Consider the following 25,203-nt stretch of genomic DNA (forward strand, 5'->3'; position numbering starts at 1 on the left):
CACGCATCCAGGCTAACGGTAGCGGCGAGCGGGCGATACGCGCATCCGCCGTTCGGATCCAGGCGGCTCGAGTTCCGCTACCCATCCGTAACCGATGTGGTGCCGAACACATACCGAGCGCGCGTGCATCGCGACGTGTGTTCCGAGCAGGGGAATCCATGGGGCTCATGGCTTTCGGCAAGCATGAGCTCGGTCAATGCACAGAGGGAAGGCGTGATCAGTGGTAGCTGAATCTGTGGTGACTCTCGGCGTTTCCACCGAACGCGGTGCCGTGCACGCGGTAGCGCTCGCCGACGGCAAGAAGCTCGCCGACCGGGTGCTGCTGCGGCGCGTGGTGCGAGCGGACGGTGACGGCAAGGCCGACGTGGCCGCGGCGGTGGAGGCCGCGCTGAGCGCCCTGGCCGCGGGGCTGGGCTCGGAGTGGGCGATCGGGGGTGTCGCGGTCGCCTATCGGGACGCCGCCGAGCGGCGCGCCATCGTGACCCGGTTGGCGGCCGGTCCGTGGCACAGCGCATCGATGGTCTCGGTGAAATCGGCCCACTTGAGCGTGGCGAGCATGATGACGTGGCTCGAGGCCCACGACAACCTGCTGATCTGCGAGGTGGTGCCCGGGTACCAGGCGTTCACCCTGGTCGACCGCGGTCGCCGCCGGGTGCTCGCCGCGGTGGGGCAGGCGGGCCGGGCGACGCCGCGGTCGCTCGGCATGGGCGTCGCGGCGGCGTGGGAGCAACTGGACGCGGCCGACGCGCGGCCGGACGCGGTGGCGCTGATCGGCTCGGCGGGCGCCGGGTCGGTGGTGCTTGCGGCGGTCGAGAAATTCGGGGCGCCGGTGATCCCGTGCACGATAGGGGCTTTCGCCTCCGCCGCGGGCGCGGCGTTGAGCGTGCGGTTGGAGCAGGACACCTGCGCCGACTCGGTGAGCGAGCCGCACCGGGCTCGCGGCGGAGTCGCGGTGTTCGCGGCGGCCGGGGTACTGGCCAGCGGAATGGTCGTCGGCGGGAGTTACCTGCTGAACGACTCCTCGCGGCCGGCGCCGACCGTCGTGTCGGACGCCCGGATCGAAGGCGCCGGCGCGTCGCATCCGGCAGACCAGGTCCGGCCCGCGGATACCGAGGCGCACGAGTCGTCCGACGGGCCGCTCGGCTCCGGCGCCGATGCCGGCGCGACCGGAGTCCAGTTCCCCGAGCCTCGGTGGGGTGCCGCACCGCGTCCGCTGCCGCTGGTCGCCGCCGATGCCACGAACGGACCGGAGACGAACGCCTCGGCGCCGCTGGTGCCGGGTACCGGGGTCCCGGCCGACCGCGCGGTGGGCGCGCCCGACGGTGCGCTGTTGTTCCCCGGCGAGGCCCCACCGCCCGCCGTATTCACCCCGGAAGCCGCGGACTGGTGGGACGAGCACCTGCGTTTGATGGCGCAGTGGGCCGCCCAGCAGGTGTGGCAGGCCTGATCCACCCGAACCGCGGCCCCGTCTCGGCCCGGCGCCCCTGCGGCGCCGGGCTTTTCGCTGCCCGCGGGCTACACCGACAGATCGCGGCGCAACTTGGCGACGTGGCCGGTGGCGCGCACGTTGTACTGCGCGACGGCGATCTTGCCCTGTTCGTCCACCAGGAAGGTCGAGCGGATGACGCCGACGACCGTCTTGCCGTACATGGTCTTCTCGCCGTAGGCGCCCCAGGCGGTGAGCACGGCGCGGTCGGGATCCGACAGCAGTGGGAAGGTCAACTGCTCGGCGTCGCGGAACTTGGCCAGCTTGGCCGGCTTGTCCGGGGAGATGCCCACCACGTCGATGCCCGCGCCGTCCAGGTCGGCCAGGTTGTCGCGGAAGTCGCAGGCTTGCTTGGTGCAGCCGGGCGTGCTCGCGGCGGGGTAGAAGTACACGATCACCTTGCGACCGCGGTAGTCCGACAGCGAGACGTTCTTGCCGTCGGCGTCGGGAAGCGTGAACTCGGGGGCGGTGTCGCCCGGGGAGAGTCGTTGGTTGGTGGTCACCTCCAGCACGGTATCCGAAGGTCCGGACAGGTGATCCGCGCGCGGCCGGATAGTGGAGGGTGGCGGCGGATACACTCGTCCGCGAGCCCCGGGTGCCGCACGAAAGGCCGAGCATGCGGCGTGATCGTGCACCGGGTGCGGCAATCGACAACAGGAGGGTGGAACGTGGCAAGGGATACCGAGCGGATCGAGCAGGAGATCGAGGCCGCCCGCACTCGGCTGGCGAGCACGCTCGACGAACTCGCGGTACGCGCGGACCCGCATCGCATCGCGGACGACACCAAGCAGATCGTGGTCGGGAAGCTGAACGAGCCGAAGGTGAAATACAGCCTGATCGGCGCCGCCGCCCTGGTCGTCGGGCTGGTGCTGCTCAAAATCTTCCGCTGAGCTGGAAAAACGACGACACCCGGTGTGGCATGGCCCACCGGGTGTCGTCGTTTCGCGGTCGGTTCAGACCGTCGGGCAGGCGAAGCCGTCGCCGTCGGGATCCAGGTGCGGGCCGTAGCCCGGTTCGCCACGGAACAGCGGCGCACGGCCCGCGTTGCGGGCGTCGTCGCAGTTGGCGAAGGCGCCACCGGCCGAACCGGTCTGCGACAGACCGGCCGAGCCGGTCGCGGCGGAGCCGGTGTCGACGGCCGAGGAACCCGTTCCGGCGGATCCGGACGGAGGGGCGGCTAGGGCGGCTGGAGCCGCGAGAAAGGTCAGTCCCGCGACGGCCGCGCTGACGGAGAGCCGGCGAACGTTCATGTATTCCTCTATGTGGTTGCTGCGGTGGATGCGGCGTCCGACCGGACGCCGCATCCACTGTTGTGACGGGCCGCTCTCTTGTCAACCTAGGGGGGACGGAACTAGGGCATTAGGGGATCCTGCCCACCGGCGCCGCTGATGTGCTGTGCGGGGATGTTTCCCATGCGCCCGGCCTGGTAGTCCTCCATCGCTTCGATGATCTCCGCGCGGGTGTTCATCACGAACGGCCCGTACTGCACCACCGGTTCCCGGATCGGCCGTCCGCCGAGCAGCAGCACTTCGAACGCGCCGGTCCGATTATCTTGGCGCGCATCGGCTGTCACGCTGATCGCGTCTCCGCGGCCGAACACCGCCAGCTGTCCTTCGCTCAGCGGCCTGCGTTCCGCGCCGACCGCGCCACTGCCGGAGAGCACGTACGCCATCGCCGTAAACTCTTGCGGCCAAGGTGTTTCCAGAATCCCGCCGGGAGTGATCGACGCGTGCGCGTAGGCGATCGGGGTGTAGGTCGAACCGGGACCGGTGAACCCGCCGACCTCCCCGGCGATGAGCCGGACCAGCGCGCCGCCGTCGTGCGAACTCACCAGCGTCAGTTCGCGAGCGCGCAGGTCTTGATAACGCGGGGTGGCGAACTTGAGCGCGCGCGGCAGGTTCACCCAGAGTTGGATGCCGTGGAACCATCCGCCCGAGGCGACCATCTCCTCCGGCGGCACCTCGTCGTGCAGGATGCCGGAGCCCGCGGTCATCCACTGGGTGTCACCCTCGCCGATGACGCCGCCGCCGCCCTGTGAATCGTGATGCACCATGGTGCCGTCGAGCATGTAGGTGACCGTCTCGAAGCCGCGGTGCGGATGCCATGGCGCGCCCTTCGCCTCGTTCGGTTCGTAGGCGACCGGGCCCATCTGGTCGAGCAGGATGAACGGATCGGCGGTGCGCAGATCCATGCTGGGGAACGGCCTGCGCACCTCGAAACCCGCGCCTTCGCGCTGTTTGTGCGCGGTGACCACGCTCCGGACCGGCCGTTCGCGCAGGGTCGCGTCGAGACGGGGGAGGCGTGGCAGGACCATGATGTCGGGCACGGTGACGGCGGGCATGGGGACCTCCTCGGGAGTTGGTGTCCATGTCAACCAACCGTGACTACACTTCATTCCCATGGTCCGGTGGTTGAGTGACGACGAGCAGGCGACTTGGCAGGCATACGTGCGGCTGCGGCAGCGTTTGGACGGCGCGATTTCGGCCGGCCTGGCTGAGGACGGTCTGTCCCTGGCGGACTACGAGCTGATGGTGGCGTTGTCCGCTGCCCCCAACGGTTGTCTGCGCGCCAAGGAACTGGCCGCCGAGGTGTGCTGGGAGAAGAGCCGGTTGTCCAAGCACCTGGCCAGGATGGACGCGCGCGGTCTGGTCGAGCGGCGGCCCGCCGAAGAGGATGCCCGCGGCATCATCGTCCAGCTCACGCCGGAAGGGCGCGTCGCGTTGGAGCGGGCCGCGCCGAACCACGTCGATCTGGTCCGTCGCGTCTTCATCGAGCCGATGACGGCGGATGAGGCGCGGGTGCTGCGCGCGCTGGCGGACAAAGTGGTCGCCGAGGTGGAGCAGGTGACCGAACTCGGCGCATGAGCGGCGCGGTTCGTTCTCCTGCGCGGACGCTATCCGGCTTCGGTGTCACGGCGTCGCCATCGGCGCCACCACGGGGCCCGCACGGTGGCCTCGCCGGCCCCCGCTCGGGAAGGGGCCGCCGTCGCGCGGCTCGGCTGCTCGCGCCTCGGCCGCGCGGACTCGCGCCACTGCCGGACGATGTCGTCCGCGTTCACCGGAGCGATCGGCACGAACGGTCCTTCCGGCATCCGCAGCCAGTCCACGATGCGTTTGTTGAGTTCGCTCACGGCCGCCCGCACCTGCCGTTCGCTGGTCGCGTCGCGCACGTCTTCGGGCAGGTGCTCGATATCGCGCCGCAACAGCAGCGACGGTGGCAACAGCGCCTCACTGCCGACTCCTTCGCGACGTAGATAGCCGCGCAGCCACCAGTCTTCGTCGTAAGCGTTACCCGCCCCGGGAAGCGGCTTGCCGGTGCCGGGCAGGTTGTCGAATTCGCCGCGCTCGGCCGCCTCGCGGATCTGCTTGTCGACCCACGATTCGAACGTCTGCTTCGCCGGTTTGCGCTCGGTCATCGCGACGGCGGTGTCGACGGAACCATGACCACCACTCTACGGAAGTCTGTAGTAGATGTGGAAAATCCTGTGCTGAAACGTTTTCGGAGATCAGGACCACGGCGTGATCGGCGGCTTCACCCAGAGCAGCTTCTCGTCGGTGTGCTCCCGTCGAGCCGCGGGATGCTCCGGATGGCGGGCGGCCCAGTCGTCCTTCTCGGTCAGCAACCGCGCCACCGTAGTCCAGGTCTCGTCCGTGCTCGGCGGATTCGTCGCGGCGGCCCTGGCCAGTTTGCGCCGGACGGACGCCGTCATCGCGAGCACCTCGGAGCCGGTGATGCCACGGTGCCAGAGGTAGCTCGCCAGCCGTCGCGCTTTCTCGGCGCGGCTCTTGGCCGCCACGTCGTTGTGTGCGTAGTCGGTCACGGGCACGTCCACGGGTCGCAGGTGGCATCGACCCTAGCCGACCGGGCGCACCGGCCGGAATGCGCCGCGGCCTCCCCATCGTCGGATGGGGAGGCCGCGGCGCGAGGCGGACTCAGTACGCGCTGTCGACGTTGTCCATCGAGCCGTAACGGTGCGCGGCGTAGTTGCAGGCGGCGACGATGTTGGCGACCGGATCCCAGATGTCGAAGGGCGTGCCCGCGACGTGGTAGGTGGCGAACGTGGGGTCGATCACCTGGAGCAGGCCCTTGGACGGGATGCCCATGGCGGCATTGGAGTCCCACAGGTTGATGGCCTGGGGGTTGCCGGTGGACTCACGCATGATGTTGCGGTGGATGCCCTCGTAGGTGCCCGGGATGCCGTTGGCCTGCATGATGTCGAGCGCCTGATGGATCCAGCCGTCGAGGTTGTCCGCGTAGACCGGCGCGGCCGGGGCGGGCATCGGGGCCGGAATCGGCTCGGGAGCGGGGGCAGGCGCCGGAGCAGGGGCGGGAGCGGGAGCGGGCATCGGCGCGGGGATCGCCTCGGCGACCGGGGCGGCGACCACGGCGGGCGCGGCGGCGGCGGCCTCGGGCTGCTGCTCGGCCACCATGGCGATGCGAGACGGGACGCTGTCATCGGCCACGGACGCCGCGGAGCAGGCGGCCACGGCGACGACACCCGCGGCGGCGACGGCCACGGTGACGGTTTCGCGGAGCGAGGGGCGACGAAGGGTGGAAAGGCGTCTGTCAGGCATTCGAATCGGTTCCTTTATCGGGGACTTACTCGATCCGGGCCGCAATTGGGCAGCACGGATCCTGCGGCGTACGCTCGGGGCGTTCGCCGAAAACGGCCATGTGCTGTTGTGTGGTTTTGTTGTGGGGGACGATGATGTCCCCGGAACGCGACGCGGTTCGTGTGTGCGGCGCCGGATCGCCCTCGATGGGCTCGGCCGCGGTGTCGCGCGGGACTTCGCATCTCGATGCGAAGAGACGGGGCGGAAGTGTGGATCGCGGGTCCGTTGCCGGATTCCGCTCCGTCGATCACGTGGCGGGCAGTTGCTTGCCGGTGATCGTTACCGAATCGGTGTCTACAACTCCTCGGGCTGACCAAACTTCAGGTCGCTTCTTGACCTGATTGCAGAATGGTCACGCTTGGTTAACGGAGGGTGAACGAAACCTGAATGATAGGCGTTGGCGATCTTGGAAAGCCCAGGGCGCGGTAGCCGAATCGTTATCCAAGCTGGGAGTTTGCTGTTAAACCTCTTGTGCTGTACATCACAGAAGTTTTCGGCTGTACAACTGGATTTCGGAGGCTTCGCGGACGTATTGCTGTCCGAATTGAGACCACTGGTGCAACTGGGAAGAAGCCGAGGTCACGGTGATGTCACGGGTTCTGCGGCGAATCCGGGAGACGAGAAAACCGTGCCCTTGCCAGCCGATGACTGACAAGGGCACGGTTTGCGTGATGTGCGCCATCAGGGACTCGAACCCCGAACCCGCTGATTAAGAGTCAGCTGCTCTGCCAATTGAGCTAATGGCGCGTGCACCGTGTTCCGGTGCGGGACAAACCTTAACAGGCCGGGGCCGCAGAAGTGAAATCGTGCCCTGACCGGCCGCGATGCGATGCGCTCGCGGGCCGGTAACGCCGGGGATCGCCGGGTTGATCTACAGGTGGTAACGCTGCAGTGACGGACGAGGTGTTCACATTGGCCTGGACGTTACGCACTGGCAGAATGTCCGATTGTGGTTTCGATCGCCCGCGTCCACGGCGGGGTGACGCAGCGCAGCGGTCGGTATCCGAAGCCATCGGTGTGTCCTGGAGCACCGAGACTTTGAAACGGGGTTGGAAATGAGTGTTGGTCGAGGTCGGCAGAAGCGCAAGCCGGCCGCGCGGTGGTCCCTACGTACTGTCGCGGGACCGGTGATCGTCGTCGCGGTCGCCGCCTTGGCGTTGACGGGATGTTCGGCATCCGACGCCACGGATGCGGCGCAGGCGGTCATCGACCGCAATCCCATCACCGAATTGATCAAGCCCAAGCTGCTGTCGCCGGTGAAGGACGGCGAGGTGGGGGTCTCGCCCGGCGTCCCGATGACGTTCAAGGTGGAGGACGGCAAGTTCACCGGGGTTACCTTGGTCAGCCCGCAGGGCAAGTCGATCGAGGGCAAGCTCGCCGCCGACGGCCGGTCGTGGGAGACGACCGAGGTGCTCGGATACGGGAAGACGTACCGGTTGAAGGCCGACGCGATCGGCCTGGGCGGGGCGAACACCGCGACGCTGAGCTTCACCACGAGTTCGCCCGGTAACCAGACCAAGCCGTACCTGGTCCCCGGCGAGGGGGAGGTGGTCGGTATCGGCCAGCCGGTGGCCGTCCAGTTCGACGAGAACATCCCGGACCGGAAGGCGGCGCAGTCCGCCATCAAGATCACCACCGAGCCGCCGGTGGAGGGCGCGTTCTACTGGGTGAACAATCGCGAGGTGCGGTGGCGGCCGGAGCATTTCTGGGCGCCGGGGACGAAGGTCACCATCGACGTGAACGTCTATGGGCGTGATCTCGGTAACGGGTTGTACGGCCAGGACAACATCCACTCGTTCTTCACCATCGGCGACGCGGTGGTCTTCACCGCCGACGACAACACCAAGCAGGTGGTCGTCGAGCAGAACGGCCAGGTGATCCGCACCATGCCGACCTCGATGGGCAAGGACAGCACGCCCACAGACAACGGCATCTACATCGTCGCCGACCGGCACGAGAAGATCATCATGGACTCCTCGACCTACGGCGTGTCGGTCAGCTCGCCGGACGGGTACAAAACGCCGGTGGACTTCGCGACGCGACTGTCTTACAGCGGCATCTTCTTCCACTCGGCGCCGTGGTCGGTGGGTGCGCAGGGGTACAGCAACACCAGTCACGGCTGCCTGAACCTCAGCCCGGCGAACGCGCAATGGGTCTTCCAGAACGCCAAGCGCGGCGATATCACGATCGTGAAGAACACCGTGGGCGGCACCCTGTCCGGCGTGGACGGCCTGGGTGACTGGAACATCCCCTGGCCGGTCTGGAAGGCGGGCAACGCGGACGACAATCGCTGAGCCGACGCAGCACGCCGAACGGGCCACCGGAGCGTAATCCGGTGGCCCGTTCGGCATTTCGGGGCTGTGTTCACGGCAGCATGTTGCAGCCCAACTGGGCGTCGCCCAGGATCGCGATCGCGCTGCCGGTCGCTGCGCACAGCAGTTTGCTGCCCGCCGAACCGCTGCCCGCGGAGCCGGTGGTGGCCAGGCCGCCCGCCGATCCGCTCGACGCCGAGCCGGAGTCGGGCAGTGGCGGAAGCCCGATGCCCGCGGCCGCGGTTCCGCTGGATCCGGTGAGGAGGGTGGCGCCGACGAAGGCTGCGATAACCGCAGAACGCATCACGAGGTGTGTCTTTCTGGTCGAACTGGGAGGCGCCCCAGCGACACCCTCCCACATGGATCGCAGTCTACGGAGACGTGCCGGATTCTGGACGATATTCGTTTCACATTGCGGCGGGCGTGCGCCGGGGAAGGGCATGGGACGCAAAGAAAAACCCGGACGGCTCCGATTTCTCGGGGCCGTCCGGGCTCCTGGGGTGAGCGACGGGACTCGAACCCGCGACAGCCAGGATCACAACCTGGTGCTCTACCAACTGAACTACGCTCACCATCGCCGGTCAACAACCGGCGGGCTAGATATTAGCGTGTCAACCCGCCCACTCCCTAATCGGCGTCAGGCGAGCCGTTGACCTGGGCTGATTCGGTCCGCTCCGGAGCGAGTTCGGAGACTTCGGCGGCGATGGCGGCGATTTCGGTGGTGGAAGGGCCGGGCGGCGCGACGAACGCGGTCCGCCGGTAGTACTCCAGTTCCCGGATCGACTCCTGGATGTCGGCCAGCGCGCGGTGGCTCAGGCCCTTCTCCGGCTGGCCGAAGTAGATGCGCGGATACCAGCGACGGCACAGCTCCTTGATCGAACTCACATCCACCATCCGGTAGTGCAGGTGGGCGTCGAGCAGGGGCATGTCCCTGGCGATGAAACCGCGGTCGGTGGCGATCGAGTTACCGGCCAGCGGCACGGTGCGCGGGGTGGGGATGTACTGGCGGATGTAGTCGAGCACCCGCTGCTCGGCCTCTTCCAGGGTGACGGTGGAGCGGCGGACCTCTTCGGTCAGGCCGGAGCGCGCGTGCATGTCGGCGACCACCGCGGGCATCGCGGCCAGCGCGTCGTCGTCGGCGTGGATGACGATGTCCACGCCCTCGCCGAGGATGTTGAGATCGCTGTCGGTCACGAGCGCGGCCACCTCGATCAGCTTGTCGCTGTCCAAGCGCAGGCCGGTCATCTCGCAATCCATCCACACCATGTATTTGTCGGACACCCGTGCAACATTAGCCGGGCCGAGGTCCCGAGCAGGCGGTACGGCACGGCAACCGTACAGCCGCAGATCCAGCCATGAACCTGACCGGCGGGGATACAGTTTCTTCCAGATCGGCACCCGGCGTTTTCGGTGCGACAGCAAACACTGCGTGAAGCAGTTCGAGTCGAGCCAGGACGGAGGACGTGCGATGACCACCCCTCAGGAGAAGGCGGCCGCGGCGCGCAAGGCGGCCGACGAGGCGGCGCGGGTCGCGGCCGAGGCGGCCGCTGCCGCGGAGGCCGCCGAACGCGAGCTGGCCGAACAGGCGGTCGCCGCCGAGGCGGGAGCGGGTTCGTCCGTGGCGCGAGACGAGCCGTCCGGCGAGCGGAGAGACGCCTCCGCCGCGCAAGAGATCGCCGCGGGTTACGCCTTCGAAGGACTCGCGCTGGAACTGGGCACCGTCGTGGTCGACGGAACGGTTGATCCCGCCGCCCGCGTCCGTATTCCGATGCCGATGGTGAACCGGCACGGGTTGGTCGCCGGGGCCACCGGTACCGGGAAGACGAAAACCTTGCAGGGCATCGCGGAGCAACTGTCGAGTGCCGGTGTTCCGGTGGTGCTGGCCGACATCAAAGGCGACTTGTCGGGTCTGGCCGAGCCGGGGCGATCGAGCGACAGGCTCGCCGCACGCATCGCGGAGACCGCCGCCGCGGACTGGGCGCCGACCGGCTTCCCGACCGAGTTCGTCTCACTGGGCACCACCGGAGCCGGGCTGCCGATCCGCGCGACGATCAGCTCCTTCGGCCCGGTGCTGCTGAGCAAGGTGCTCGAGCTGAACGATACGCAGGAGTCCACCCTCGGCTTGATCTTCCACTGGGCGGACCGCAACGGCCTCGCACTGCTGGATCTGAAGGACCTGCGCGCCGTGATCACGCATTTGACCAGCCCCGAGGGCAAGGAGGATCTGAAGGGTATCGGGGGTGTCTCCGCGGCCACCGCGGGGGTGATCCTGCGCGCACTGGTGAATCTGGAGGCCGACGGCGGCGACACGTTCTTCGGCGAACCCGAACTCGACCCGGCCGACCTGGTGCGGGTCGTGGACGGAAAAGGGGTGATCACGCTCTTCGAGTTCGGCGCACAGGCGGCGCGGCCGGTGATGTTCTCCACCTTCCTGATGTGGGTGCTCGCCGACCTGTTCCAGACGCTGCCCGAGGTCGGCGACGTGGACAAGCCCGCACTGGTCTTCATCTTCGACGAGGCGCATCTGCTGTTCTCCGACGCCTCGAAGGCGTTCCTGGAGCAGGTGGAGCAGACCGTCAAGCTGATCCGGTCCAAGGGGGTCGGCGTGTTCTTCTGCACCCAGCTGCCCACCGACATCCCGAACCAGGTGCTCTCCCAGCTCGGCGCGCGCATCCAGCACGCCCTGCGCGCATTCACCCCGGACGACCAGAAGGCCTTGGCGAAGACCGTCCGCACCTACCCCAGAACCGGCGTCTACGACTTGGAGCAGGCGCTGACCTCCCTCGGCACCGGCGAGGCGATCGTGACCGTGCTCTCCGAGCAGGGCGCGCCGACGCCGGTGGCCTGGACCAGGCTGCGGCCGCCCCGGTCGCTGATGGACACCATCGGTGCGGACGCGATCAAATCGCGGGCGCTGTCCAGCCCGCTGGCCTCGAAGTACGCCCAGACCATCGACCGGGAGTCGGCCTACGAACTGCTCGCAGCGAAGATGGCCGCGGCGGCGCCGGAGGCGGAACCCGCTCCCGTGCCCGGCCGTGCCGCGACCCGCGAGGAAGAGGAGTCCGCCGCCGAGCGGATCATGAAAAACCCCGCGGTGCGCAGCTTCCTGCGTTCGGCCGCGAGCGCGGCAGGCCGCCAGATCACCCGCAGCCTGTTCGGCACCAGGCGTCGCTGAGCGAGGTCAGCCGCCGAGCTTCTTGTAGAACGCGCCCGCGATGGGAGCGGTGACCGCGCGCGGGCCGTACTGGCCCGCCACGCTCATGCCCTTGCTGATCAGGCCGGGGACCACGCGCATCTTGTTGCGGGCGAGCGCGTCGATGGACACCTTCGCGGTGTACTCAGAGGAGACCCACATGAAGTCGGGCACCATCCGGTCGACGATGGAGGCGTCGGCGGGGTCCGGGAGTTCGGTGCGCACCGGGCCGGGTGCCAGCAGCGTGACGTGCACGCCGGAGCCCTTCAGCTCACCGCGCAGCGATTCGGAGAAGGTGTTGGCGAACGCCTTGCTCGCGGCGTAGGTGGTGTTGTTCGGGATCGGCATGTTGCCCGCGGCCGAGCCGCTGATCAGGATGCCGCCACCGCCCCGGGCCAGCATGCCGGGCAGCACGGCCAGGGTGAGATCGTGCACGGCGACGGCGTTGAGCTCCATCTGCGCGCGCTCGTAGGCCGGGTCGAGTTCGGCGACCGCGCCGAAGGTCGCGATGCCCGCGTTGTTGCACAGGATGGCGATGTCGCGGGCGGCCAGTTCCTCCACCAGCACGCCGCGCTGGTCGCGGTCGGCCAGGTCGACGGCGCGCACCTCGGCGGTGATGCCGTGGGCCAGGGTCAGCCGCTGCCCGAGCTCGGTGAGCAGCTCCTCACGGCGGGCGACCAGGATCAGCGAGTAGCCGCGGGCGGCGAGGTCGGCGGCGAGCGCGGTGCCGATGCCGGAGGAGGCGCCGGTGACGACCGCGCGGTTCTCGGAGGTGGGGGAGGGCAGGCTCACCCCGTGCAGCCTAGGCGATGCCGCCCGAGGGGACGCCGACGGAGGCTGTCGCGCGATCCCGGGCGAGGCGGTATTCCACGCCGCGGCAACGGCGACCGGGCATCCGGCCCGGCCGCCGCGCCCGGTCAGAGCCGTGCGGCCAGCCGGGTGCCCTGGTCGATGGCTCGTTTGGCGTCCAGTTCGGCGGCGAGCTCCGCGCCGCCGATGAGATGCAGGCTGACGCCTGCGGCGCGCAGCGGGGCCTCCAGATCACGCACGGACTCCTGGCCCGCGCAGACGACGACGTTGTCAACCGGGATCAGTTGCGGCCGTTGCCGTTTCTCCCCGAAGCTGATGTGCAGGCCGTTGTCGTCGATGCGTTCGTAGTTGACGCCGCCGATCTGATAGACGCCCTTGGCCTTCAGCGCGGCGCGGTGCACCCATCCGGTGGTCTTGCCGAGGTCTTTGCCGAACGCGGACGTCTTCCGTTGCAGCAGAACAACTTCGCGTGCCGCAGGAGCCGGCCGCGGCGCGGTGAGCTGTCCGCGGACCTGCTCGTCGTCGGAGCTGACGCCCCACTCTTCCTTCCATTCGTCCAGCTTGAGGGTGGGATGACCCTCGACGGTGAGGAATTCGCCGACGTCGTAGCCGATGCCGCCCGCGCCGATCACGGCGACGCGCTTGCCGACCGGCTTCTCCTCCCGGACCAGTTCGGCGTAGGACAGCACCATGGGGTGGTCGATTCCGGGGATGTCGGGGATCCGCGGCCGCACACCGGTGGCGAGTACGACCTCGTCGTAGCCTCCGGCGATGAGTTCGTCGGCGCCCACCCGCTTGTTCAGGTGCACGGTGACGCCGGTGATTTCGAGCATCCGGTGGTAGTAGCGGATCGACTCGCTGAATTCCTCTTTGCCGGGGATGCGGCGGGCGATGTCGAACTGACCGCCGATCTTGTCGTCGGCTTCGAACAACTCGACGTGATGGCCGCGTTCGGCGAGGTTCACCGCCGCCGAAAGCCCGGCCGGGCCCGCGCCGACCACGGCGACGCGCTTGCCGCGGCGGGTCGGCAGCAGCTTCAGTTCGGTCTCATGGCCGGCGCGCGGGTTGAGCAGACACGACACGGTCTTGCGCTGGAAGGCGTGGTCCAGGCAGGCCTGGTTGCACGCGATGCAGGTGTTGATCTCGTCGACGCGATCCTGCGCGGCCTTGTTCGCCCACTCCGGATCGGTGAGGAACGGGCGGGCCAGCGAAACGAGCTGCGCGTCACCCCTGGTCAGGATCTCCTCGGCCACTTCGGGCATGTTGATCCGATTGGACGCGCACACCGGGATGCCCACCCGCGCGGTGATCTTCGCGGTGAACTCCACGAAGGCGGCGCGCGGCACCGAGGTCACGATGGTGGGCACCCGCGCCTCGTGCCAGCCGATGTCGGTGTTGAGGATGTTCGCCCCGGCGGCTTCGAGTTCCTGGGCCAGCGCGACGATCTCGTCGAAGGTCTGCCCCTTCTCCACCAGCTCGGCCATGGACAACCGGAACACGATGATGAAGTCCGGATCGACCGCGGCGCGGGTGCGGCGCACGATCTCCACCGCGATCCGCCGCCGGTTCTCCGGTGAGCCGCCCCACGCGTCGGTGCGCTTGTTGGTGCGCGGTGCGAGGAACTGGTTGATGAAATAGCCTTCACCACCCATGATCTCGCAGCCGTCGTAGCCGGCGAACTGGGCCAGCTTCGCGCAGCGGGCGTAGTCGTCGATGGTCCGCTCGATGCCCTTGGCCGAGAGCGCGCGCGGGCGGAAGGGATTGATCGGCGCCTTGATCGACGATGCCGACACACTGCCCGGCATGTAGGAGTAGCGACCCGCGTGCAGGATCTGAATGGCGATCTTGCCGCCTTCGGCGTGCACCGCTTCGGTGATCGTCCGATGCCGGTATGCCTCGGTCTTGTTGGTCAGCTTGGCGCCGAAGGGCAGCAGCCAGCCCGCGCGGTTGGGCGCGTAGCCGCCGGTGATGATCAGGCCCGCGCCGCCGCGTGCGCGCTCGGCGAAGTAGGCGGCCAGCCTGTGGGTGTCCCAGGCGCGATCCTCCAGCCCGGTGTGCATCGACCCCATCACCACTCGGTTGCGCAAGGTGGTGAAGCCGAGATCGAGCGGCTCGAACAAATGGGGGAAGGAACTCATCGGTGCGGTCGCCTTTCTCCGTCAATCCGCGTGCGGGGCTGTCGCGCGCGGGTGCAGTGCGTGCAGTACTTCGTCGCACCATTCGACGAACCCCGACTCCACGCGGATGCCCGCGCGCAGGACGAGGTACTGGTGCAGGGCCGTCCCGCCGAGCCGGTCGGGGGCGGGGAAGTCACGTTTCTCGATCTGCCGGTACAGCTCGAGTCGCTGGGCGTGCTGGTCGCGATGGCGGGCCACTTCGGCCCGCAACGCGGTGATGTCACCGTGGGCGGCGGCGCGGATCTTCACCGCGAGTTCGTTGCGCGGGGTACCGGAGTCGCTCGGTTCGGCGATCCAGCGCGCGAGTTCGGCGCGGCCGGCCTCGCTCACCGAGTACACCTTCTTGTCCGGCCTGCCCTCCTGGACCACCGACTCGCCGTCGATCCAGCCGGACTCCTCCATGCGTTTGAGGACGCGATAGATCTGCTGGTGGGTCGCGCTCCAGAAGTATCCGATGGACTTGTCGAAGCGCCGCGCCAACTCGTATCCCGAGCCGGCGCGCTCGGTCAGCGATACCAGCAACGCGTGCTCCAGTGCCATGCGGTGAGAATAGCCGTGACATTCGGTACTATGCAACTAAGTGCATAGCGGACTTCGGGGTCCCGGGCCGGAACTCGCTTCCACCGGACTCGAAGGGCCGCGCGCATTAAGCTGCGCGCATGACCGAGGTGAACGCCCGGGCGACAGTCGGGCAGGCCGCCGGGCGCGGGCAGGTGGTGGCGTGGGGGCTGTGGGACTGGGGGTCTTCGGCATTCAACGCCGTGATCCTCACCTTCGTGTTCTCCGTCTATCTCACCGACAAGGTCGGCGACGACCTACCCGGCGGTGTCTCCGCCAGCGCGTGGCTGGGGTGGGCGCTGGGCAGCGCGGGCCTGGTCGTGGCGTTGACCGCGCCGGTCAGCGGACAGCGCTTCGACGCGTCCGCGAAACGCAAACGCTCCCTCGGTGCGCTGACCGCGCTGACCATCGCGGCGATGACGCTGATGTTCTTCGTGCACGACGACTATCGCGACTTGTGGCTCGGTCTGGCCTTACTGGCATTCGCGTCGGCCTGTTTCGAATTGGCGAACGTGCCGTACAACGCGATGCTGCGACAGGTGTCCACGCCCGCGACGGTCGGCCGGGTCTCCGGATTCGGCTGGGCGATGGGCTATTTCGGCGGCATCTTCCTGCTGCTCATCTGCTACTTCGGCTTCATCTCCGGCGAGGGCGACAACCGCGGGCTGCTCGGTATGCCCACCGACGACGGACTCAACATCCGCCTGGTCGCCGTGCTGGCCGCCGTCTGGTTCGCCGCCTTCGCGCTGCCGGTTCTGTTCGCGGTCCCCGAACTGCCGCGCACCGACGCCGATCCCGGTGCGGCGAGCGCCGGATTCCTCGGCTCGTACCGGGTGCTGTGGCGCGACCTGCGCGAGCTGTGGCGCACCGACCGGCGCACGGTCGGCTTCCTGGTGGCCAGCGCCGTGTTCCGGGACGGTCTCGCCGGAGTGTTCACCTTCGGGGCGGTGCTCGCCGTGCGGGTCTACGGCATCGCCGACTCGGATGTGCTGCTGTTCGGCATAGCCGCCAATGTCGTTGCGGCGCTGGGCGCGATCGTCGCGGGCCGGTTCGACGACCGGGTCGGGCCGAAGATCGTCATCGTGGTGTCCCTGGCCGCCATGCTGGTGTGCGGGCTGGCCCTGGCCGTGGTGTCCGGGCCGCTGATGTTCTGGATCTTCGGCTTGCTGCTGACCGTTTTCGTAGGACCAGCGCAGGCCGCGGCGCGCTCGTTCCTGACCCGCCTCGCACCGCCCGGCCGCGAAGGCCAGCTCTTCGGCTTGTACACGACCACCGGGCGCGCGGTGTCCTTCCTCGCGCCGAGCCTGTTCGGCTTGTTCGTCTGGCTGTTCGACGCCGACCGCGCGGGCATCGCGGGCCTGCTGGTCGTGCTGGCGGCAGGGCTCGCGGTGCTGCTGCCGGTGCGGCCGCCGGATCCGGTCGTAGCGCCGCGCGACGACGCCGAGGAGCCGCGGCTCGCCGAGTGAGCGTGGCGGGCGAGTGAGAAGCGCGACGGCTGTCCGTCGCCGGATCAGCGCCGCTTCGGAGGACGCCAACCGCCCATGCCGAGCGCGATCAACCGCATCTGCTGGACGGTGCGGTCGATGATGGTCTGCTCGTCGCGCGGTGCGGCCGACACGTAGGCGGCGATCCCGTCGGTCACCGTGGTGACCATGAGGTCGGCGGCGATTTCCAGGTCGCGTGGCGTCCAGGAGTCGAGGGCGCGGATCCGGGAGAGGTCGGCGACCAGTTCGCGCACGATCAGCTGGATCTCCCGGGCGATGGCCGTGCGCAGCGCCGCGGACCCGCCGCGGCGCTCCCTGGTCAGGAAACCGAACAGCTCACGTTTCGGCCCAACCTGCGTGAACACGAAACGCACCGTGTCCGACAGGCTCGCATCCGCGTTGCGGCGGACTTCACGCAGCGCCAGCCGCAGCGCGGTGACGCCGTCGTCGACCAGGGTGGCGCCGAGGTCCTCCAGCGACGCGAAGTGCCGGTAGAACGCCGTGGGCACGATGCCCGCCGAGCGGGCGATCTCCCGCAGGCTGAGTGCGGCGAATCCGCGCTCGGCAGCCAGCGCGAGGGTGCCGTCCAGGAGTGCCTGCCTGGTCCGCTCCTTGCGTTCGCCTCGGGTAGCAGCCTGCTCATTCATCCCGGTGAGCATACATCCGTTCACCATTCGACCTATCCCTAAATGTAGTTCGAGTCACATGTTTCGCCGGTTGACACCTAGCCCCCATCATCCGTCACACTAGTTTAGTGTACAGACGTGCACTGAAAATCGGTCGCACGTCGTCAGCCCGACAAGGCACGGAGTAACTAATGGTGGATCTCATCAACCTGGTGCAGACCCTGACCTCGCCACACCCGCTGGATCGGTATCTGGAACTGGTCCGCCCCACCCTCACGGTGCGGGACATGCGGGCCGAAATCACTCACGTGCGCCGCTCGGCGCCGGGTTCGGTCACGCTCACGCTGCGCCCGACCCGGCAGTGGAAGGGCCATGTCGCCGGACAGTACGTCCAGATCGGCGTGGTCATCGACGGTGTGCGGCACACGCGGTGCTATTCGCCGGTGAACCCGGAAGGCGGTCGGGATCGCACCATCCAGCTGACCGTCAAGGCGCATCCGGACGGCTTGGTGTCGCAGTACCTCTACCGCCACGCCACCCCCGGCATGGTGGTGGACCTGACCCCCGCCGACGGCGTGTTCCGGCTGCCCGAACCGCGACCGCAGCGCGTATTGCTGATCAGCGGCGGCAGCGGCATCACGCCGGTGCTGTCCATGCTGCGCACGCTCGCCGCGGAGGACCATCGGGGCGAGGTGGTGTTCCTGCACTACGCGAAGTCACCCGCGGTGCTGCCGCACCGAGCCGAACTGGACGCGATCGCGCAGCGGCACCCGAACTTCCGCATCGAGCTGCGGTATCCGCATCGCACACCGGACCTGGCGCTGGTCGACCCCGACGCACCGTGGGTGGATGTGAACCAACCGAAGAACAGCGGATACTTCGGCTACGACGAACTCGAGCGCGTAGCGCCGTGGTTCGCCGACGCGCAGACCTATGTCTGCGGCCCGCAGTCGCTGATGGACGCGGTGCGCACGATCTATCAGGCCGAGCAGCTGGAAGACCGGCTGCACACCGAGGAGTTCACCCTCTCGTTCGCCCCGGCCGACGCTGCGGACGCGCAGGGCACCGTGAGCTTCTCGGCCAGTGGCGTGAGCGCGCAGAACAACGGCGCCCCGCTGCTCGAACAGGCCGAATCCGCCGGGCTCAGCCCGGAGTACGGCTGCCGCATGGGGATCTGTTTCTCCTGCACCGCGGTGCGCCGCTCCGGCTGCACGCGCAATCTGCGCACCGGCGAGACCGACAGTGACCCCGACCAGCCGATCCAGCTGTGCATCAGCGCGCCGGTCGGCGACGTCGAGGTCGACATCTAATCGAAGAAGGGGAACCGATCATGACCATCCTGACCGAAACCGACAACGGACCGTTGGTCCTGAGCCCGGATCAGATCGAGGAACTCGGCCGCGAACTCGACGAGTTGCGCGCCGCGATCGTCGCCGACCTCGGCGAGCGCGACCGGGAATACCTGTACTCGATCATCAAGGCCCAGCGCGGCTTCGAGATCGCCGGGCGCGGCCTGATGTATCTCGGCTTCCTTCCGCCGGTCTGGCTGGCCGCGGTGGCCGCGCTGAGTGTGTCGAAGATCCTGGACAACATGGAGATCGGCCACAACGTGATGCACGGCCAGTACGACTGGATGCGCGAGCCCGGCCTGAATTCCCGTGTGTTCGAGTGGGACACGGTCTGCCCGGCCGACCAGTGGAAGCACTCGCACAACTACCTGCACCACACCTACACCAACATCCACAACAAGGACCGCGACATCGGCTACTCCATCCTGCGCATGGACGAGGCCCAGGAGTGGAACGCGCTGCGGCTCGGGCAGCCGCTGTACGCCTTCGTGCTCATGATGCTGTTCGAGTGGGGTGTGATGGGCCACGACCTCGAGGTCGAGAACATCCTGGCGGGCAAGAAGAAGTGGCCGGAGGTCAAGAAGCTGCTCCTCGGCCAGTGGCGCAAGGCGGGCAAGCAGGTGCTCAAGGACTACCTGGTGTTCCCCGCCCTGACCGGGCCGCTGTTCTTCCACACGCTGGCCGGTAACGTCACCGCCAATCTGGTGCGCAACGTGTGGGCCTTCGCCATCATCTTCTGTGGTCACTTCCCGACCGGCGTACAGACGTTCACCGAGGAGGAGACCGCGGACGAGACCCGCGGCGAGTGGTACATCCGGCAGATGCTCGGCTCGGCCAACATCAGCGGCAGCAAACTGTTCCACCTCATGTCCGGCAATTTGTCGCACCAGATCGAACACCACCTGTTCCCGGACCTGCCCGCGAGCCGTTATCCGGAGATGGCGCCGATTGTGCGCGCATTGTGCGAGAAGTACGGTTTGCCCTACAACACCGGCCCGCTCGGTAAGCAGATCGGCTCGGTGTGGAAGAAGATTTTCAAGCTCGCACTGCCGCCGCGCTGGGTCGAGAGCGAGCCGTCTCCCGGTGTTATCGTGATGCGACAGCGGCAGGCGAGCGAAGCGGGCGTGTGAATGATCGGGAAATTCGAAAGCAACAAAGATCTCATTCAGGAATTGACCTCCTCCGGCGCCAAGCATGTCGGCAATATCGCCGGCATCATCACGGGCACCGTCGCCGAGGTCACCCGGGAGATCGGTGAGTGGATCACCGACACGATCGAGATGCGGGAGGCGGCGGCCGCGGCTCGCCGGGACGCCGCCGCGCAGCGCGACCTCGATACCGATCTCGGCGACGAGGCCGATGTCCCGGTCGAGGAGCCGCCGGTCAGCCGGACGGAAGAGTTCCTCGACGCCGAAGTCGTCGAACCCGGAGTCGACGAGCCGCGCTGATCACCACACCGGCAGCCGGCGCCGGTGCTGGGTGACGTCGGTGATCAGATCCTGGTAGCCGTCGATCAGTTCGGCCAGCCTCGTCCACCGCAGGTGGGCTTCCCCGTCCACCTGCGCCGGATGCGGCCCGGTCGTGATCTCGTCGCCCAAAGTGTGACGAGCCGCAACCCATTTCGCCGCGATTCGATCGATCACCGCCCCGAGTGTCTCGGTATGCAGGGAGGCGCCCTCCCGGTGCTGCACGTTGGCGGCGACCCAGGCGTCGATTCGTCCGATCCATTCGGCGCGGCAGCCGTCGATGTCCTCCAGCTGTCTGCTGCATGCCGCGACGTGCGCGCTGGAGGCCCCCGGCGCGTGTGCTCGCTCGAGCGCCGGCTGCCGTCGTTCGTGGCAGTCGACGAGCATGCGCGCGGCGTGCAGCACGCTGTGCCTGTGCTGGTTCTCGCCGGCTTCGCGGATCGCGCGAAGCAGTGCGGCGGCCGGTGGCAGCTCCTCGGCTCCGAGGCCGCGCTGAGCGTATTCGGTGGGCATGGCATACCTCCGGCGACGCGGCGAATCTTGGATGCGCCAGGGCCGAGGGGGATTTCGGGGAGGGGCGCCCCTCGGCTCCGGCGCAGTCCCGCATCCGGATGTCGTCCCACGGTCCACCAGCACGGCAGAGAAACCGGGAAATCCGCGACGATGCGAGAGAAGACGTCCGAGTAATCGGGACACTTTCAGGAAAGCGCGATAGCCGAAGCCACGCAATACTCTGGTGTACGAATCCGAGAGCTGCCGGGAAATCGTTATGTTCCGTTACGGATCGGTCAACCGGCTCTGCGCAGGGGTTGTGCGCTCTCGAATTGTTCGAGCGCATGCGCAGCAACCCGATTCGACCCGAGCGCTGCGCATCCGCGTCCGATCGGCTAACCTCGGTCTTCGTGCCCGCCTACGTGTCATCGCCCGAGTTGACATTCGGCTTCATGTTCGCACTGGAAGACCCTGAGCGAATCGCCGAGGTCGTGCGCAATCTGATCGTCCGCAAGACCGTCTCGGTCTTCCGTCTGGCCCGGCTGTCCGATGACGACGGCCCGCCGGAGCGCTACGTGGTCAACTGGGCGGTCATCCCGCAGATCTCGATCACCACCAGCGCCCCGGATCACGAGGAACTGCGCGCCAACCGCACCATGTTGGTCAACGCCTTCCTCAGCGAGGACGGCGAGGTCAGCTTGTATTCGGCGCAGTCGAACGGACCTGCCTGACCAGGCCGTCCCGGCCGGTACGCACCCGGGACGGCCCGCTCGATCAGCCCACCGGGATCGGTGCGTCGAGCCGTCCGGAACGGGCGAGCGCGAACAACGCCGCCGCCGCGACCGTGCCGACGGCGACCAGCGCCGCCCACGCCAGTGCGCTCAGACCGGCCTCGCGCGTGGCATCCAGCAGCGTTCCGATGCCCAGATTCCCGAGCAGGATGCCGACGCCGACGATCGTGTTGTAGAGGCCGTAGTGCGTCGCCACCAGGCGGTTGCCCGACAGTGCGACCACCGTGTCCATCTCGAACGGAAAGACCGCTGCCGCACCGATTCCCAGGACGACGGCGGTCAGCAGCAGCGCGCCGATCGCAGGCCACACACCCGAGCCGGTGCCCGGGATCGCCACCAGCGGTATGAACGCGAACGCGAGAATCGCCATACCCAGTGCCAGGCTGTGCGCGCGGCCCCAGCGCTGCCCGAACCAGCGGGTGATGCGCAGCTGCCCGGCGATAGCGATCAACCCGGACAGCACGAACACCGCGGTCATCAGCGCGGTCGCCGAGTCGCCCGCGATCCGTGCCGCGTGCACGGGCAACGCCAGGTAGACCTGGAAGGCCAGCACCGAGGAACTGATCATCGCCGAGGCGAACAGCAGGAACGGGCGGTTGGCCAGTACGACGCGCCAATCATCCAGCACAGAGGTGGTTTTCGGTGCGGCCGTGTGCTGCGGGAGCGCGCGTAACTGGGCCAGCGTCAGCGCGCCGAACACCACCGCGGCGCCCGTGGCGGTCGCGCGGAAGTCGACGGCCAACAGCGCGAGCCCGACGATCGGGCCGAGCAATATGCCCGCCTGATAGAAGACGTTGAACACGGCGAACGCCTCCACCCGGCGCGACCCCGAGTCCACCGCCAGATACGCGCGGACCGCGGGATTGAACAGCGCGCCCGCGAAACCGGTCGCGGCCGACGCGACCAGCAGCGCCGGGAGCGTATCCGCGACCGCCAGCAGCGCGAAACCGCCTGTGCGCAGCAGACATCCGGTCACGATCAGCGGTTTGTAGCCGAGTCGATCGGCCAGGGTGCCGCCGAGCAGGAACATGCCCTGCTGGGCGAAGTTCCGGATGCCGAGGACCAGCCCGACCGCCCACGCGGCCAGCCCGAGCGGGCCTGCCAGGTAACCCGCCAGGTAGGGCATCAGCATGTAGAACCCGGTGTTGATGGCGAACTGATTGACCATCAGCATGCGGCTGGGGCGGTTGAAGCCGCGGAAGGTGGCGATCAGCTCGGTCATCGCGTCCGCTCCGCGTCGGCGCCACCGCGGGGATCGACGACCGTCGTGCAGCGCGTCCACGAGTCGACGACGGCGTCGGCCGGGTGCGTGATGCGCAGGGGTGCGGCGGGCGGCGTGACGCCGAGCAAGCCGTGCGCACGGCAGTACTCGTCGTTGTAGACGGTGTCGAAATAGCGCAGCGGGCCGTCGGGGAAGATCGCGGCGATCCGTGTGGCCGGATCGCTGGTGCGGGCCAGCCAACCGGCGACCAAGGTAACGGCGCCGACGCTCCAGCCGCCGCTGGCGTGGTGTGTCGCGGCGAGCCTGCGGCAGGCCCACACCGCTTCCGCGGGCGCGACCCAGTGAACCTCGTCGAACGCCGGATAGTCGACGTTGCCCGGATGAATACTCGACCCCAGCCCGCGCATCAGCCGCCGCCCCGCGGGCTGGCCGAAGATCGTGGACGCCACGGCGTCGACGCCGACCAAACGCAGGTGCGGGAAGTATCGGCGCAGCGTGCGCGCGATTCCGGCGGAATGGCCGCCCGTGCCGACCGAGCAGACCAGGACATCGATCCGGCCCAGCTGGGCCACCAGTTCGAGCGCCAGGGTTTCGTAGGCGTCGCGATTGTCGGGATTGCGATACTGGTCGGGGCACCACGCCCGGGGGTCCCGGGCCAGCAGTTCGGCGACGCGGTCGCGGCGCGCCTGCTGCCAGCCGCCGGTCGGGTGCGGCTCGGCGACCAGTTCTATCCGGGCACCGTAGGCCGCGAGCATGCGGTGCATGAGTGGTTCCAGGCCGGGGTCGGTGACCAGTGTGACCGGGTGGTGGTACACCATGCCCGCCAACGCGAGGCCCAGACCGAGCGTGCCGCTGGTCGATTCGATGATCGGCGCGCCCGGTGCGAGGTCGCCGCGCGCGATGGCGCGCTCGACCATGTGCAGCGCGGGCCGGTCCTTCATCCCGCCGGGATTGGCGCCTTCGAGCTTGGCCCAGAAGCCGCGGCCCTCCGGTGGCGTGGTGTCGCCCAGCGGTTCGGTGATCCAGAGGACCGGCGTGTTGCCCACCATGGTGTCCGGACGCGGACAGCGCTGGGCGGTGGTCAGGAGACTCGCCGGGCTCGCGAGCGGTGTCGAGGGACGCGTCCGCGGCTCGCGCGGAGCGGGATCGGGCACGGCCGGGTTCTGCAGCGCAGAAGTCATGGGGAATCGTCGATTCTGTGCGGTCGCTACTGGTAGCGACGGTGTGAGTGCGGACTTCGCACGAACACCGGCCGGGCCCCGGCAGGCTCCGGCCTGACGCTGACCGATCAGTTCCGATCGATGCCGAATCGAGTGAGTTTGTCTCTGCCCGGACACACCGGGATGGCCGCGATCGGGGGCGCGCGCACGCCGCCACCGAGCGCGGTCGCGGGCGCCGCCAGAAGCACCGGCACCGATGCGACCAGCAGCAGCACCAGCAGCGAGATGGCGCGCGGCAGGGCGGCGAGCACTGCGTCGCCGGGAACGTGCCGATCCGGCTCGTTGGCGTGCTGATGGCGGTCGAGGAGGATCGCCTGGGTGACGGAAGAGGCCATGACCGGGCCGGACGCTTCGATATGCGCATGCGGCGCGGCGGCGTGGGTGAAGACGTGACACTGGGGCACCGCGATGGCGACCACCCAGGCGGTGTACGCGAGAGCCACGAGTACCCGGGTCACCGGTAGTCGCAGCGCGCCGAACGTCACGTCCCGATGGTACAAGTCCGGCCGGGGCGCGATCCGCCGGTGTTGGGGGCGGTTCGATCGATTCGATTGCGGCTCAGGCCCAGCCGTGTGCGGACCGCCCTCTCCGCGCCCCTATTCGTTGGCGTGTCGGTATCAGATGGTGCCGTTCCCGCACGGCTGGATACGGGACAATCAGGACCACCTACTGGTTGTGGTTTGGATCACAACAACCGTAAGGAGCGTTGTTCATGGAACTCGAGAAGCCCGCCGTCCCGTCCGACCCGATTCGCGTGCGTGGCGATCTGGATCCCGCGCTGTCGCGGTGGTTGTGGCTGGTCAAGTGGCTACTGGCGATACCGCACTACATCGTGCTGTTCTTCCTGCACATCGCCTACGCGGTGCTCACGGTCGTCGCCTTCTTCGCGATCCTGATCACCGGTAAGTACCCGCGGGGCCTGTTCGACTTCAATGTCGGCGTCATGCGCTGGGGATGGCGGGTGACCTTCTACTCCTTGTCGGTGCTCGGCACCGATAAATACCCGCCGTTCAGCTTGCGGGCGAACGCGGACTACCCGGCCGACCTGGAGATCGACTACCCGGAGACGTTGCACCGCGGCCTGGTACTGGTGAAGTGGTGGTTGCTGGCCATTCCGCACTACCTGATCGTCGGCGCGGTGGTGAGCGGCGGCGTCGCGTTCGCGGGCGGAGAGGGGGACGACTGGGGCGGCGCCTCGATTTCGCTGCTGAGCATCCTGCTGATCGTCGCGCTGGTCGCCTTGCTGTTCACGGCGCGCTACCCGCAGGGCCTCTACGACTTCGTGATGGGCGTCAATCGCTGGATCATCCGCGTCCAGGCATACGCCGGTTTGATGCGGGACGAGTACCCGCCCTTCCGGCTCGACCAGGGCGCTCGCGAGTCCGACTGAACCCGGCATCGCCA

At 68.2% G+C, this 25,203-nt stretch carries 28 protein-coding genes and 2 tRNA genes; 11 read left to right on the forward strand and 19 right to left on the reverse strand.

Annotated elements, in window-relative coordinates; all coding sequences use genetic code 11:
- The first annotated feature begins 220 nt into the window (after nt 1-220).
- Nucleotides 221-1,447 (forward strand): hypothetical protein, encoded by a 1,227-nt coding sequence (locus NG1_RS27820; protein WP_157114268.1) that lies wholly within the window; start codon nt 221-223, stop codon nt 1,445-1,447.
- Between the two features lie 68 nt (nt 1,448-1,515).
- Here NG1_RS27820 and bcp read toward each other — a convergent pair whose 3' ends face one another.
- Entirely contained in the window at nt 1,516-1,989 is a 474-nt protein-coding gene (gene bcp / locus NG1_RS27825) for a thioredoxin-dependent thiol peroxidase (RefSeq protein ID WP_062975728.1), read from the reverse strand.
- A 165-nt stretch (nt 1,990-2,154) separates the two neighbouring features.
- Between bcp and NG1_RS27830 the strand changes: the two genes are divergently transcribed.
- The gene (locus NG1_RS27830) at nt 2,155-2,376 is read left to right on the forward strand and encodes a DUF3618 domain-containing protein (RefSeq protein ID WP_040865367.1); all 222 of its coding nucleotides are present in this window, start codon (nt 2,155-2,157) and stop codon (nt 2,374-2,376) included.
- Nucleotides 2,377-2,439: 63 nt separating this feature from the next.
- On the opposite strand, the gene NG1_RS27835 is transcribed toward NG1_RS27830, so the two are convergent.
- Nucleotides 2,440-2,736 carry an excalibur calcium-binding domain-containing protein gene (locus tag NG1_RS27835; RefSeq protein ID WP_040865425.1) on the reverse strand — a complete coding sequence of 99 codons (297 nt, stop codon included), beginning with the start codon at nt 2,734-2,736 and terminating at the stop codon, nt 2,440-2,442.
- 101 nt (nt 2,737-2,837) lie between these two features.
- Nucleotides 2,838-3,827 carry a pirin family protein gene (locus NG1_RS27840; RefSeq protein WP_062975672.1) on the reverse strand — a complete coding sequence of 330 codons (990 nt, stop codon included), beginning with the start codon at nt 3,825-3,827 and terminating at the stop codon, nt 2,838-2,840.
- Between the two features lie 58 nt (nt 3,828-3,885).
- On the opposite strand from NG1_RS27840, the gene NG1_RS27845 reads away from it, so the two are divergent.
- On the forward strand, nt 3,886-4,350 hold the full coding sequence (locus tag NG1_RS27845; RefSeq protein WP_062975674.1) for a MarR family winged helix-turn-helix transcriptional regulator: 465 nt from the start codon (nt 3,886-3,888) through the stop codon (nt 4,348-4,350).
- Between the two features lie 29 nt (nt 4,351-4,379).
- Here the strand turns inward: NG1_RS27845 and NG1_RS27850 are convergent, their stop codons facing one another.
- The 5 genes from NG1_RS27850 to NG1_RS27865 all read right to left on the reverse strand — a co-directional run bounded on the left by NG1_RS27850 (nt 4,380) and on the right by NG1_RS27865 (nt 6,846).
- Nucleotides 4,380-4,901, reverse strand: a complete 522-nt coding sequence (locus tag NG1_RS27850) for a DnaJ family domain-containing protein (RefSeq protein ID WP_062975676.1) — start codon at nt 4,899-4,901, stop codon at nt 4,380-4,382.
- A gap of 90 nt (nt 4,902-4,991) precedes the next feature.
- Nucleotides 4,992-5,306 carry a hypothetical protein gene (locus NG1_RS27855; RefSeq protein WP_051174964.1) on the reverse strand — a complete coding sequence of 105 codons (315 nt, stop codon included), beginning with the start codon at nt 5,304-5,306 and terminating at the stop codon, nt 4,992-4,994.
- 112 nt (nt 5,307-5,418) lie between these two features.
- Nucleotides 5,419-6,060: a transglycosylase SLT domain-containing protein gene (locus tag NG1_RS27860; protein ID WP_062975678.1), complete on the reverse strand. Its 642-nt coding sequence runs from the start codon at nt 6,058-6,060 to the stop codon at nt 5,419-5,421.
- 520 nt (nt 6,061-6,580) lie between these two features.
- Nucleotides 6,581-6,781 carry a hypothetical protein gene (locus tag NG1_RS35960; RefSeq protein ID WP_084499242.1) on the reverse strand — a complete coding sequence of 67 codons (201 nt, stop codon included), beginning with the start codon at nt 6,779-6,781 and terminating at the stop codon, nt 6,581-6,583.
- Nucleotides 6,774-6,846: transfer RNA gene (locus NG1_RS27865), tRNA-Lys, on the reverse strand. The genes NG1_RS35960 and NG1_RS27865 overlap by 8 nt, the downstream gene beginning before the upstream one ends.
- Before the next feature lie 308 nt (nt 6,847-7,154).
- On the opposite strand from NG1_RS27865, the gene NG1_RS27870 reads away from it, so the two are divergent.
- Complete coding sequence (locus NG1_RS27870) at nt 7,155-8,393, forward strand: L,D-transpeptidase (protein ID WP_040865373.1); 1,239 nt, start codon at nt 7,155-7,157, stop codon at nt 8,391-8,393.
- A 70-nt stretch (nt 8,394-8,463) separates the two neighbouring features.
- On the opposite strand, the gene NG1_RS27875 is transcribed toward NG1_RS27870, so the two are convergent.
- From NG1_RS27875 to orn, 3 genes are all read right to left on the reverse strand, one after another.
- Nucleotides 8,464-8,715 (reverse strand): hypothetical protein, encoded by a 252-nt coding sequence (locus tag NG1_RS27875; RefSeq protein ID WP_062975680.1) that lies wholly within the window; start codon nt 8,713-8,715, stop codon nt 8,464-8,466.
- 192 nt (nt 8,716-8,907) lie between these two features.
- Nucleotides 8,908-8,983: transfer RNA gene (locus tag NG1_RS27880), tRNA-His, on the reverse strand.
- 55 nt (nt 8,984-9,038) lie between these two features.
- Complete coding sequence (gene orn / locus NG1_RS27885) at nt 9,039-9,692, reverse strand: oligoribonuclease (protein ID WP_062975682.1); 654 nt, start codon at nt 9,690-9,692, stop codon at nt 9,039-9,041.
- Between the two features lie 187 nt (nt 9,693-9,879).
- On the opposite strand from orn, the gene NG1_RS27890 reads away from it, so the two are divergent.
- Complete coding sequence (locus tag NG1_RS27890; protein ID WP_062975730.1) at nt 9,880-11,586, forward strand: helicase HerA-like domain-containing protein; 1,707 nt, start codon at nt 9,880-9,882, stop codon at nt 11,584-11,586.
- A gap of 6 nt (nt 11,587-11,592) precedes the next feature.
- Here NG1_RS27890 and cmrA read toward each other — a convergent pair whose 3' ends face one another.
- The 3 genes from cmrA to NG1_RS27905 form a co-directional block, all read right to left on the reverse strand.
- Nucleotides 11,593-12,396, reverse strand: a complete 804-nt coding sequence (cmrA, locus tag NG1_RS27895) for a mycolate reductase (protein ID WP_062975684.1) — start codon at nt 12,394-12,396, stop codon at nt 11,593-11,595.
- Between the two features lie 125 nt (nt 12,397-12,521).
- Nucleotides 12,522-14,552, reverse strand: a complete 2,031-nt coding sequence (locus NG1_RS27900; RefSeq protein WP_062975686.1) for an NADPH-dependent 2,4-dienoyl-CoA reductase — start codon at nt 14,550-14,552, stop codon at nt 12,522-12,524.
- A 21-nt stretch (nt 14,553-14,573) separates the two neighbouring features.
- Nucleotides 14,574-15,131 (reverse strand): PadR family transcriptional regulator, encoded by a 558-nt coding sequence (locus NG1_RS27905; RefSeq protein ID WP_062975688.1) that lies wholly within the window; start codon nt 15,129-15,131, stop codon nt 14,574-14,576.
- 119 nt (nt 15,132-15,250) lie between these two features.
- On the opposite strand from NG1_RS27905, the gene NG1_RS27910 reads away from it, so the two are divergent.
- Nucleotides 15,251-16,615, forward strand: a complete 1,365-nt coding sequence (locus tag NG1_RS27910; RefSeq protein ID WP_062975690.1) for an MFS transporter — start codon at nt 15,251-15,253, stop codon at nt 16,613-16,615.
- Nucleotides 16,616-16,659: 44 nt separating this feature from the next.
- Here NG1_RS27910 and NG1_RS27915 read toward each other — a convergent pair whose 3' ends face one another.
- Nucleotides 16,660-17,280 (reverse strand): TetR family transcriptional regulator, encoded by a 621-nt coding sequence (locus NG1_RS27915; protein WP_245660087.1) that lies wholly within the window; start codon nt 17,278-17,280, stop codon nt 16,660-16,662.
- 170 nt (nt 17,281-17,450) lie between these two features.
- Here NG1_RS27915 and NG1_RS27920 point away from each other — a divergent pair, with 170 nt between their 5' ends.
- From NG1_RS27920 to NG1_RS27930, 3 genes are read left to right on the forward strand one after another with little or no spacing between them, the layout of a single operon-like run.
- Nucleotides 17,451-18,569: a ferredoxin reductase gene (locus NG1_RS27920; protein WP_062975694.1), complete on the forward strand. Its 1,119-nt coding sequence runs from the start codon at nt 17,451-17,453 to the stop codon at nt 18,567-18,569.
- A 20-nt stretch (nt 18,570-18,589) separates the two neighbouring features.
- Nucleotides 18,590-19,738 (forward strand): fatty acid desaturase family protein, encoded by a 1,149-nt coding sequence (locus NG1_RS27925; RefSeq protein WP_062975697.1) that lies wholly within the window; start codon nt 18,590-18,592, stop codon nt 19,736-19,738.
- The gene (locus NG1_RS27930) at nt 19,739-20,056 is read left to right on the forward strand and encodes a hypothetical protein (protein WP_062975699.1); all 318 of its coding nucleotides are present in this window, start codon (nt 19,739-19,741) and stop codon (nt 20,054-20,056) included.
- Here NG1_RS27930 and NG1_RS27935 read toward each other — a convergent pair whose 3' ends face one another.
- On the reverse strand, nt 20,057-20,587 hold the full coding sequence (locus NG1_RS27935; RefSeq protein WP_062975701.1) for a DUF4254 domain-containing protein: 531 nt from the start codon (nt 20,585-20,587) through the stop codon (nt 20,057-20,059).
- A 431-nt stretch (nt 20,588-21,018) separates the two neighbouring features.
- On the opposite strand from NG1_RS27935, the gene NG1_RS27940 reads away from it, so the two are divergent.
- Nucleotides 21,019-21,297, forward strand: a complete 279-nt coding sequence (locus NG1_RS27940; protein ID WP_210750904.1) for a hypothetical protein — start codon at nt 21,019-21,021, stop codon at nt 21,295-21,297.
- Nucleotides 21,298-21,340: 43 nt separating this feature from the next.
- On the opposite strand, the gene NG1_RS27945 is transcribed toward NG1_RS27940, so the two are convergent.
- The 3 genes from NG1_RS27945 to lpqS form a co-directional block, all read right to left on the reverse strand.
- Nucleotides 21,341-22,579: an MFS transporter gene (locus NG1_RS27945; protein ID WP_062975732.1), complete on the reverse strand. Its 1,239-nt coding sequence runs from the start codon at nt 22,577-22,579 to the stop codon at nt 21,341-21,343.
- Nucleotides 22,576-23,628, reverse strand: a complete 1,053-nt coding sequence (locus NG1_RS27950) for a PLP-dependent cysteine synthase family protein (RefSeq protein ID WP_245660089.1) — start codon at nt 23,626-23,628, stop codon at nt 22,576-22,578. Before NG1_RS27950 ends, NG1_RS27945 begins: the two co-directional genes overlap by 4 nt.
- Nucleotides 23,629-23,867: 239 nt before the next feature.
- Nucleotides 23,868-24,284 (reverse strand): putative copper homeostasis (lipo)protein LpqS, encoded by a 417-nt coding sequence (lpqS, locus tag NG1_RS27955; protein ID WP_062975703.1) that lies wholly within the window; start codon nt 24,282-24,284, stop codon nt 23,868-23,870.
- 227 nt (nt 24,285-24,511) lie between these two features.
- Between lpqS and NG1_RS27960 the strand changes: the two genes are divergently transcribed.
- Nucleotides 24,512-25,189 (forward strand): DUF4389 domain-containing protein, encoded by a 678-nt coding sequence (locus NG1_RS27960; RefSeq protein WP_062975705.1) that lies wholly within the window; start codon nt 24,512-24,514, stop codon nt 25,187-25,189.
- The last annotated feature ends 14 nt before the right edge of the window (nt 25,190-25,203 follow it).

Source organism: Nocardia gamkensis NBRC 108242, assembly GCF_001612985.1.
Taxonomy (GTDB): domain Bacteria; phylum Actinomycetota; class Actinomycetes; order Mycobacteriales; family Mycobacteriaceae; genus Nocardia; species Nocardia gamkensis.

Coding starts and splice junctions, on each gene's coding strand:
- NG1_RS27835 (WP_040865425.1), bottom strand. CDS start 2,736: ATGAACGTTCGCCGGCTCTCCGTCAGCGCGGCCGTCGCGGGACTGACC.
- NG1_RS27935 (WP_062975701.1), bottom strand. CDS start 20,587: ATGCCCACCGAATACGCTCAGCGCGGCCTCGGAGCCGAGGAGCTGCCA.
- NG1_RS27945 (WP_062975732.1), bottom strand. CDS start 22,579: ATGACCGAGCTGATCGCCACCTTCCGCGGCTTCAACCGCCCCAGCCGC.
- NG1_RS27925 (WP_062975697.1), top strand. CDS start 18,590: ATGACCATCCTGACCGAAACCGACAACGGACCGTTGGTCCTGAGCCCG.
- NG1_RS35960 (WP_084499242.1), bottom strand. CDS start 6,781: ATGGCGCACATCACGCAAACCGTGCCCTTGTCAGTCATCGGCTGGCAA.
- NG1_RS27900 (WP_062975686.1), bottom strand. CDS start 14,552: ATGAGTTCCTTCCCCCATTTGTTCGAGCCGCTCGATCTCGGCTTCACC.
- NG1_RS27875 (WP_062975680.1), bottom strand. CDS start 8,715: ATGCGTTCTGCGGTTATCGCAGCCTTCGTCGGCGCCACCCTCCTCACC.
- NG1_RS27950 (WP_245660089.1), bottom strand. CDS start 23,628: ATGGTGGGCAACACGCCGGTCCTCTGGATCACCGAACCGCTGGGCGAC.
- NG1_RS27845 (WP_062975674.1), top strand. CDS start 3,886: ATGGTCCGGTGGTTGAGTGACGACGAGCAGGCGACTTGGCAGGCATAC.
- NG1_RS27890 (WP_062975730.1), top strand. CDS start 9,880: ATGACCACCCCTCAGGAGAAGGCGGCCGCGGCGCGCAAGGCGGCCGAC.
- NG1_RS27910 (WP_062975690.1), top strand. CDS start 15,251: ATGACCGAGGTGAACGCCCGGGCGACAGTCGGGCAGGCCGCCGGGCGC.
- NG1_RS27940 (WP_210750904.1), top strand. CDS start 21,019: ATGTTCGCACTGGAAGACCCTGAGCGAATCGCCGAGGTCGTGCGCAAT.
- NG1_RS27905 (WP_062975688.1), bottom strand. CDS start 15,131: ATGGCACTGGAGCACGCGTTGCTGGTATCGCTGACCGAGCGCGCCGGC.
- NG1_RS27915 (WP_245660087.1), bottom strand. CDS start 17,280: ATGAATGAGCAGGCTGCTACCCGAGGCGAACGCAAGGAGCGGACCAGG.
- NG1_RS27920 (WP_062975694.1), top strand. CDS start 17,451: ATGGTGGATCTCATCAACCTGGTGCAGACCCTGACCTCGCCACACCCG.
- NG1_RS27930 (WP_062975699.1), top strand. CDS start 19,739: ATGATCGGGAAATTCGAAAGCAACAAAGATCTCATTCAGGAATTGACC.
- NG1_RS27960 (WP_062975705.1), top strand. CDS start 24,512: ATGGAACTCGAGAAGCCCGCCGTCCCGTCCGACCCGATTCGCGTGCGT.
- NG1_RS27860 (WP_062975678.1), bottom strand. CDS start 6,060: ATGCCTGACAGACGCCTTTCCACCCTTCGTCGCCCCTCGCTCCGCGAA.
- NG1_RS27840 (WP_062975672.1), bottom strand. CDS start 3,827: ATGCCCGCCGTCACCGTGCCCGACATCATGGTCCTGCCACGCCTCCCC.
- NG1_RS27850 (WP_062975676.1), bottom strand. CDS start 4,901: ATGACCGAGCGCAAACCGGCGAAGCAGACGTTCGAATCGTGGGTCGAC.
- NG1_RS27870 (WP_040865373.1), top strand. CDS start 7,155: ATGAGTGTTGGTCGAGGTCGGCAGAAGCGCAAGCCGGCCGCGCGGTGG.